This window comes from Vibrio sp. Vb1574, from assembly GCF_033338675.1.
Window position 1 is genome coordinate 1 of sequence record NZ_JAWOTC010000076.1, and the last position, 5810, is coordinate 5810.

1 protein-coding gene and 1 pseudogene are annotated in these 5810 nt (G+C 45.4%); one reads left to right on the forward strand and one right to left on the reverse strand.

The window, feature by feature from the left end; all coding sequences use genetic code 11:
* Positions 1-74: 74 nt before the first annotated feature.
* Positions 75-239 (forward strand): annotated as a pseudogene (locus R7O12_RS23410) (4Fe-4S dicluster domain-containing protein); the annotation flags it as partial.
* 84 nt (positions 240-323) lie between these two features.
* On the opposite strand, the gene R7O12_RS23415 reads toward R7O12_RS23410, so the two are convergent.
* Positions 324-5810, reverse strand: a 5487-nt coding sequence (locus tag R7O12_RS23415) for a VCBS domain-containing protein (protein WP_318126439.1), incomplete at its 5' end; no start/stop codon positions are given.

Consider the following 5810-nt stretch of genomic DNA (forward strand, 5'->3'; position numbering starts at 1 on the left):
GCTACGATGATTAACTGATGTAACCGATCAGATCGTAACTTCCTGATTTAGTTCCATCGAATTACGCAACAAAGCCTGCTGGCGTGTATGAAGTGGTAGAAGTCGAAGGCGAGCGAATATTCCAAATCAATGCCGCAAATTGTGTGCATTGCAAAACCTGTGACATCAAAGATCCATCGCAAAACATTACATGGAAAGCACCAGAAGGTGGCGGTGGACCGAGTTATCAGAATATGTAGTCCCTGGATTAACCAAAATAAAACGGCATCTGAATAGTTCAGATGCCGCTTAACATTAATGGTTATCTTGCCAAAGATAAATTATTAGTCCGTTGTAAACACGTGATGTTGGAACAACTGGTCAACAATTTCATGCGAGGTCGCTGATGCGCCCAGTTCTAGGCCAGACATGTCGAAGTGCTCCAGTGCGACCGATGTAGATTGGCCTGTCTCATTAGTAATCGTTAGGTTGAGGGTATCCTGTTCACCATCAAAACTAGCGCTGACGTGATCCAACAAGGCTTCCATGGCCGCCACATCATCATCTGCTGGTGAAACAATATCACTCAAGTCTAATTTATCTTCACCGAGATTAAAGTCTTTGATGACATCCATAGATGCTTCAGAACTTAAAGACTCATTGGTGAAAGTAAACGTATCGCTCCCTTCACCTCCCGTTAGGATATCATTCCCTAAACCTCCGATGAGAATGTCATTGCCAAGACCACCCACTAGGATGTCATCGCCTGCAGCGCCATTTAAGGTATCTGCACCGTCTTGTCCCAGCATGATATCAATAGTCTCACTACCATCAAGCAAGTTGACCAGGTCATTACCCATGACAGCATGACGCTCAGTAGAAGCGACGTCTGCACCTGATTCACTAAGTGTTAGAGTAAAGGCGTTGTCACTCACCCCGCCTCTTCCGTCTGACACTTTAAAGAGAAAGTTAAGATCAACTTGTTGGTTACCTTCTAAGGTAAAGCTATCACTTTGTGTAAAGCTGTAACTGCCGTTTGACTCGACCTCTAACAAGCCAAATGCCGTTTCAACATGTAAGCTCCCATCGACTTGACTCGTCGAAAAAACAAGGTCTTGGTCGACGGTGACATCATGCAAATCAGCACTTAAAAGAGTGAAATCCCCATCAGCCAAAGAGACTGTCATGATGTCGCCATCTGCATCTTGGCTTCCTGACAGCAACTCACCAGCAATTGGTTCAGGTGAAAAATGATTGAGGAATTGGCCTAACTGCTCGCCAGAATCGATAAATACAACTTGGTCGCTCAATTCTTCCAGTGCTTGGGCTGCACTTTCATTGTCTGACGTTGCAATACCAATACCATAAACTTTGGCATCATGCGTTTGCTTATAGTCTTCCCATCGTTCATTCAAATCTGGAGCTGCTGTTTCACCTTCTTTAGGGTTTGGTGCACCGTCAGAGATAAAGAATATGGTCTCTTTACTTTCGATTGGCTGTTCTTTCAAGTACAGATCCCAATCAAAATTGCCGTTTTCATCTAAGCCATCTTGCCAAGGGAATTGAGTTCCTATTTCATTGAAGGCCATGACGGCTTCTAGTGCCTTGCTGTAGTCTGTGTTCGTACCGTGATTAATATCACACCATTGACTCACGTAAGAGGCAACTTCGCTGAGATATTCAGGATCATTGGAATCACGTCCATTCAGCAAAGGCGGACGGCTCATTTCCTCTACTTGATCTAAAGTTAACCAGCTCTGTGTAGACGTATCTCCATCAAAGCGAACCAAACGAATGTAAGTATTGGATTGCCCACCCTCTTCAATCATGTTCTCAACCATTGAGTGAAGGGCTTCCGCAGCTTTGTAAGCTCTTGATTCTGTCTTGGGTGCAGTAGCCTCACTACCGACGGTATTTTGCCCATCAAATGTGCGAGTCATACTGTTTGATTCATCAAACACAACCGTCACTTTGTTAATCGGCAAGTCTTCCATTTCAGCAAAGCCATGTACTGGCGATGAAGTTGGGGCATGGTTTTCAGTTACATTTAGAGTGACCTGAGTTGTGTCTTTGTCCGTACCATCCGTCGCCGTGACTTCCAACTGATAACTATCCTGAACAGAGTGGTCTAGCTTAACTCCGTCTTTAAGCCAAATCTCACCGCTATTTGAATCTACGCGGAATAAATTGGCATCACCGCCACTTAGCTCGTATTTAATGGTATCTGCACCATCAGGGTCGAAAGCTTTAACCTTACCCACCAACAATCCAGCTTCCTGCTCTGCAACGTTAAAAGTTGCATTATCCGCAGTTGGCATACCGCTGACATCGGTTCCATGAGTCTGATCTGCATCAGTATTGCTAATAAACTCAGGAGCGCGATCTCGAATATCGATTGTCACTTCACCAGTCGCGGTATCGCCGTCTGCATCGAGAACGGTGATATTGAATTTTTCTTGTTGATGACCCTTAACATTCGTCGCTTTGTAGTCATAGCGACCATTTTCAAAGTTAAGAGTTAGCGTACCATGCTCTGTGTCGATCTCTGCTAACGAGTGTAGAGAGATAATTGCCCCATTACTGGCACTTACTGTGCCATCAGCTTTATTGTAATGATAGGTTTCACCATCAACTTCAATTTGATCCACCCATTGGCTATCGCCATTAATATCATCTAGAAGATTGCTCTGAAGCTGCCCTGATACTGTTTTGTTCAGAAGCCCCTCTATTTGTGAGTCATCAGTTACTACCAGTGCAGAGCCTTTATCGGTTGCAACTGGTTCTAGATATTTCATATCCGCACCAGCGCCAATACCAATTGACCAGATGTTCTCTAAAGATGCACCACTCGAATCGATACTGCGATCCATCGCATTTTCAAGAATGATGCTTTGCTCAGCGTCTGTCGGTTGATCCCAACCATTAGCTAAGTACTCGTAGCGCTGCTCACTTTCAAAATCGTCTGCTGTAGACCACTTCATTAAGCTCTCGCGCAACTCTGTATATGCCGGATCTGACGTATTTGTCCATGAATTGAAGTCGCTTGGCGCACCATCCGAAATAAAGTAAAGCTGATGATTGCTAGTGTCATCTGTTTCTTGGCTAAGGTCAGTTAAGGCAGCATTTACCTGGTCAATCGCTTGGCTATATGGCGTCCAGCCACCACGACCAATTGAATCCAAGTAAGCATCAATCTCATCCACAGATTCTAGCCATTCAGACGTTTGACCATCTGGATAACCTGAGTGCGTCGCAATCTTAAATCGAACGTCACCAAGATCATCATACTTTTCAAACATGGTCTTAATTGCACTGCGTGCTAGGTCCCAGCGAGTAACTTCAACGCCTTGCTCGTTTTTAACCATGTCATCCCACATCGAACCCGATGCATCTAACGCGATAACAACACTGTTGTTTTGTGGATCAACATCCATGATTTCATGGTGCTCTGAATTAACTGAAGGTAGAGAGTCAACAACACCAAGGTGCAAAGTTGCATTTTCAACTCGGCCACCCGCATCCACTTGAACGCTAACAGGGATATCTAATGTGTCAGCACCGAGTTCCGAGTGATCTACTGGCTCATATTGCTCGACGGTATAATGCCCAGTTTTACCATCAATGCTCGCTTCAATGACTTTGACCTTATCATCACCTGAGCCAACATATCCGGTTAAAGTACCGCGATCATCACTCACTTCAAACACCACTGGCTTGCCTTCACTGGTAACGGTCTCCAGATTCTGTTCAGAATCAAATCGGAACTCAGCATCTGATGCAGAACCAAGGTTGGCAACTAAATCACCTTCAGCATGTACGCCAGAACTCGCACCAACTGCAGACTCATCGAGCATGATATGCGAATCATCCAATGAAATAGGCTCACCTACTACATGCACTGTTACTTCAGCTTTATCAGTCAGACCATCCGCATCTTCAATGACGTATTCAAATGAGTATTCCTTTATTTCCCCAGTCTTAATCGTGCGCTGATCTTCTGGCAATGATTCAAGATATTTGGCTGCATCAAACACCAATTTGCCATCTATTAAGTTTAGATATTCTGTTTGTGGGTAGTTAATAATAGTCAGTTCGTCACCGTCTGGATCGCTATCATTCGCTAACACATCCAGCTCTAGAATACCGGCTCCTGTTGTTTGATAGTCCTCATCAAAGCTCGTCAAATCGGCAGAAACTTGTGTTACAAAGTACTCCGACCCCTTAGGATCAACCAAGCCATCTTTGTAACCCACGGCTGACATTTCAATGCTATCAAAATATCGACCATCCGCATCAATACTTACAACTTGCTTACGATTGCCAGTTCCTTCAAATACTCCCGAAGCGACAACCTCACCTTTGTAGTAAGCCTTCCAAACACCGCGCTCAACTCCAGGCTCCCAAGAGCTCCAAAGATTTTCAACTTGAACTTTAGCATGATCTGCGACTTGTCCATCAGCGAAAGTGAAACGCATAGCCTCACTGTGTGAAGTAGCATCATCGAATCCAATTTGACCGTCTTTTACCTGATCCGTACCACCATCTAAGGAAGAGCTAACCCCATACTTATGCGTACCACCGTCACCAGTGTAATCCGCCTTGTTAGCGTCACCGATTTTGTTACCTGTGTTGGTATCAACGATGTAGTAGTCCACACTAATATCTGCACTGTCGTCCCAGTTCGTGTGATCTAAAACCTTAGTCTCTTTCTCAATACCTTTGTCATCTTCAGCGATTGGAGCTTCGTTAATGTCATTTATCACGACATTGACGTTAGCCGTATCCTTTGCCCCAGACTGGTCTTCAGCTTCTACCAATAGTTGGTAGCTATCTGACGTTTCATGGTCAAAGACTACGCCACTTTTAACGCTGATCTCACCTGTGTGACTGTTTATTTCAAAAAGGTCAGTATGGTTGGTTAACTGATAAGTTACATTGCTACCTTTATCGACATCAAATGCCTCAACCTGCCCAATTACGCCAGCAACAGCATTCTCATTAATGCTAAATTGGTAACTATCGGTATCGGCTTTGCCATCTTCATCTAGGCCGTGGCTATCATTCGTTCCACTAATAAATTCAGGAGCATCGTTGTTACCTGTAATAGTCACAACCACGTCATGAGTCGTGCCATCTGCAGATGTTACTGTCATGGTACGAATAACCGGATCGCTATCGGCGTCTAACGATTGCACGTCTGGGTGGCTATTGTTCAGCTTATACGTCCAGTTACCTTGCTCATCGATCGAGAAGGTACCCCAATTGTCATCTTGAACGTCGGTTTGGGGCTGGAAGACCGCTTCACCTGCATCAGGGTCATCCACGTTTAAGTTGCCGCCAGTGGTCAGCGTTACGTCTTCTTGAACCGCGCCTTTATCATCACCCGGTTGGTCTGGTGTGATGATCGCTTTGTCGTCTAAGCCCGTGATCGTCACGACCACGTCATGAGTCGTGCCGTCCGCAGATGTTACTGTCATGGTGCGAATCACCGGATCGCTATCGGCGCCTAACGCTTGCACGTCTGGATGATTATTGTTCAGCTTATACGTCCAGTTACCTTGCTCATCGATAGAGAACGTACCCCAATTGTCATCTTGAACGTCGGTTTGCGGTTGGAATACCGCTTCACCTGCATCAGGGTCATCCACGTTTAGGTTGCCGCCAGTGGTCAGCGTTACGTCTTCTTGAACCGCGCCTTTATCATCACCCGGTTGGTCTGGTGTGATGATCGCTTTGTCGTCTGAGCCCGTGATCGTCACGACCACGTCATGAGTCGTGCCATCTGCAGACGTCACTGTCATGGTGCGAGTCACCGGATCGCTATCAGCGTC